Here is a 3,218-nt window from a genome sequence, read left to right on the forward strand (position 1 = left end):
TACGCCTTTTTCACGCGCCAGTGCATCGACTAGCAAAAGAATTTCGCGACTCATCGCTTTCTACCCTTGAAATCAAGTATGGGATCTAATTTGGCTCGGTCTATATCATCAAAACTGAATGTTAAATCCCGTACCTGTCCCGATGACTGTTCTAGCTCTAACACGAATTCAGTATCTACCGTTGCCTCGGAGGGCTCCATGCCCTCTGGTGCATAAAGAAGACCACGGAATACCTTTTGGTTGTCCACGGGTTCAAACAAACGCAGTTCAATGCGCGCACCTGAGAAACGTACGAAATCAGCCACTCGTTTAAGCGGACGATCTACACCGGGAGAGGTGACTTCGAGACGATCATAATCTACGTTTTCAACCTCGAAAACGCGTGAGAGTTGTTTAGATACCTCTTCGCAGTGGTCAATCGTAATACCACCAGGGTGATCAATAACAACACGCAACAAGCCCTTTGGGGCGCGCTCCACATCGACCAATTCGATGTCCGTCCCTAATAGACTTTCCTGAGTTAGTGCGAAAATATCTGTCATAAAATCCAAAAAAAATGGGCTGTATGCCAGCCCACTGCTACTGTACCAACCACATAAATGCAGTTAATCAGTTTATTGCTAAACGATGCTCTATGAGCTTATCAATAAGCCCTACAACCAAATTCAAAGAGCAGCTATTGTGTTAAGCCCTATATTCTAACAGATTTTCAAAAAAAAACCTGTAAGTTCTAGTAGCTTAACGCACAAAGCAATGGGCAAGCGGATGAAGCACTAAACCCCACCCTATCAAATAAAATATGTGGCGTATTAACTACTACGCCGTCCAACACGAGCCAGTTTAGACTCATGAGCGCCAGCACCTGGCTGCCAATCATCCCGACGACGATTGCCGCTAGGACGACTCGCATTTTTACTCGCCTGTTTACGTGCACCACCTGGAGTACGTCTGTCGGCCCCACCTGCAGGGGAAGATCCTGCCGCAGCACCTCGGCGAGGGCCACGAGGCGCAGAGCGTTGATTCTGCTCTCGACCCGCATTCGGATGACCATTTGCCAAGCCACCACTAATCAATAATCCTGTTCTGGAAGGCTCGCCTAGTAAAGCAGACTGCCCCATTGAACCACGTCCTACTGACTGGCGACGAGCGGGTTGCTCTGAGGCTCTATAACCAGGAGGCATGGCGCTATCATGCGTTAAAGGCTGCTGAGAGCGTCTACCACGCTGCGCTGTCTGCGACACCGAGCCATCAGGACGCAACAAGCCCAAACGAACCATTAAAGCTGTTGCCATCTCTGGAGAAAGCTCTTCCCAGCGACCACGACGCAAATTCGATGGCAGCACCACTTCGCCAAAGCGAGTACGAATCAAACGACTAACCGTTAGACCAATAGCTTCAAACATACGACGAACCTCTCGGTTACGCCCCTCTTGAATGGTCACACGATACCAGCGATTGCTCCCTTCGCCACCTACAAACTCTAGCGACCCAAATTGAGCCATACCATCTTCTAGCTCAATCCCTTTAGTCAGTTGCTTCATTTGCTCAGGAGTTAGTTCGCCTAATACTCGTACCGCATACTCGCGCTCAGCGCCATAACGAGGATGCATAAAACGATGAGCCAAATCACCTGAGTTAGTAAAAATCAGCAGCCCTTCCGTATTTAAATCCAAGCGCCCTACTGACAGCCACTTACCCATCTTAATTTTCGGCAAACGTGAAAACACGGTTTCACGACCACCTGGGTCATCATGACTCACAATTTCCCCAGCGGGCTTGTGGTAAAGAATAATACGCGGTGGGCGGTCTGCATCTGGGCGCTTAATAATCCGCCCATTGACCCGCACCACATCCTCAGCACCCACACGCTGACCAATATAAGCAGGCTCACTATTGACGGACACACGCCCAGAAATAATGAGTTCTTCCATTTCACGACGCGAGCCCACCCCAGCATCGGCCAACACCTTATGTAGTTTAGGCTGCACGGCATCTGAGTTTAAAAAACGACCTAAACGCTGTGCCGTTTGCTCTGCATTTTCCAAAAAGGATAAGCCAAGATCACTATCATCTTGTTGGCGCTCAGGACGAGGGCGTGCGTTTTTATGAGCACGGCGTGCATGCGGCCCTGTGGTTGAACTATGACGTGGCTGTTGACGCTGCGGAGGTCTTTTTCGCTGAACGGGCTGAGACTGCTCTTGTGGTGAGGCTTGTTGTTCTTGTTCGGCCACCGGTTTGAAAGACGCTTGACCTTGGGCTCGGCGGGGTTTGTGTTCTTGTACGGCATCCCCACGGCGACGTCTGAAGGGAGTGCGTAATTTACGTCCTTTGCTTTTAGGAGCAGAGGACGTAGCCGCCGACTGTGCGTCAGGGGCTGGCTGTTTTGTGTCAGTCATGGGACTAAGAAACTCCTTCTGTTTTACATTTTTTTCGCTGTCTCCACACCCATAGAAGGGGGAGCATGTTCAGTATTCGATTTTTGCGAATCAGAGAGTGATTGCTGAAAAATTTCTATATCTTGCGGCGAGTCCACAGCAGGTAAGTCCTGAATGGAGCGCAATCCGAGATCATCTAAAAACTGTTTAGTGGTTCCAAATAAAGCAGGACGACCAGGCGCATCTCTGTAGCCTAAGACCTCAATCCAGCCTCTATCCTCTAGGGTACGAATAATTTGGGTAGAAACGCTTACACCGCGTATGTCTTCTATGTCGCCGCGTGTTACGGGCTGACGCCAGGCAATAATAGCCAAGGTTTCTAATGTAGCGCGAGAGTAGCGAACAGGTCGATCATTTTGTAAGCGTAATAAATACGGCTGTACATCAGCGCGACTTTGGAAGCGCCAACCACCGGCCACCTGCACAAGCTCTAAGCCTTTATCTTGCCAATTTTGCGCAAGAATAATGAGATGATGCTTTATTGTATCCGCAGTTAGATCAAACGGGTCAAATGCTTTTCGCATTTGTTGTATAGATAGTGGTTGATCTGCACATAATAATAATACTTCTACGATGCGCTGTATCTCATTTTCTGTCATTTTTGCTAATAATCCAAGTAGGGCTTGCTATTTTTATTTAGATCACCTATTATAACTCTTCTGACGCGGGATGGAGCAGCATGGTAGCTCGTCGGGCTCATAACCCGAAGGTCGTTGGTTCAAATCCAGCTCCCGCAACCAAATTCTAAAAGCCTCGAACATTTATTTGTTCGGGGCTTTTTTT

3 protein-coding genes and 1 tRNA gene are annotated in these 3,218 nt (G+C 48.6%); 1 reads left to right on the forward strand and 3 read right to left on the reverse strand.

Annotation, left to right across the window (positions count from 1 at the left end):
* Positions 1 to 50: 50 nt before the first annotated feature.
* The 3 genes from rimP to scpB all read right to left on the reverse strand — a co-directional run bounded on the left by rimP (position 51) and on the right by scpB (position 3,034).
* Positions 51 to 542, reverse strand: a complete 492-nt coding sequence (rimP, locus tag Q0Z62_RS10670) for a ribosome maturation factor RimP (RefSeq protein WP_269900147.1) — start codon at positions 540 to 542, stop codon at positions 51 to 53.
* Between the two features lie 267 nt (positions 543 to 809).
* Positions 810 to 2,396, reverse strand: a complete 1,587-nt coding sequence (locus Q0Z62_RS10675; RefSeq protein ID WP_298054449.1) for a pseudouridine synthase — start codon at positions 2,394 to 2,396, stop codon at positions 810 to 812.
* 23 nt (positions 2,397 to 2,419) lie between these two features.
* Positions 2,420 to 3,034 carry an SMC-Scp complex subunit ScpB gene (gene scpB, locus Q0Z62_RS10680; protein ID WP_269900149.1) on the reverse strand — a complete coding sequence of 205 codons (615 nt, stop codon included), beginning with the start codon at positions 3,032 to 3,034 and terminating at the stop codon, positions 2,420 to 2,422.
* A 64-nt stretch (positions 3,035 to 3,098) separates the two neighbouring features.
* Here scpB and Q0Z62_RS10685 point away from each other — a divergent pair.
* Positions 3,099 to 3,175, forward strand: a tRNA-Met gene (locus tag Q0Z62_RS10685).
* Positions 3,176 to 3,218 lie beyond the last annotated feature (43 nt).

It is taken from the genome of uncultured Paenalcaligenes sp. (assembly GCF_947630565.1).
In the GTDB taxonomy this organism is placed as follows: Bacteria; Pseudomonadota; Gammaproteobacteria; order Burkholderiales; family Burkholderiaceae_B; genus Paenalcaligenes; species Paenalcaligenes faecalis.

Coding starts and splice junctions, on each gene's coding strand:
- rimP (WP_269900147.1), bottom strand. CDS start 542: ATGACAGATATTTTCGCACTAACTCAGGAAAGTCTATTAGGGACGGAC.
- Q0Z62_RS10675 (WP_298054449.1), bottom strand. CDS start 2,396: ATGACTGACACAAAACAGCCAGCCCCTGACGCACAGTCGGCGGCTACG.
- scpB (WP_269900149.1), bottom strand. CDS start 3,034: ATGACAGAAAATGAGATACAGCGCATCGTAGAAGTATTATTATTATGT.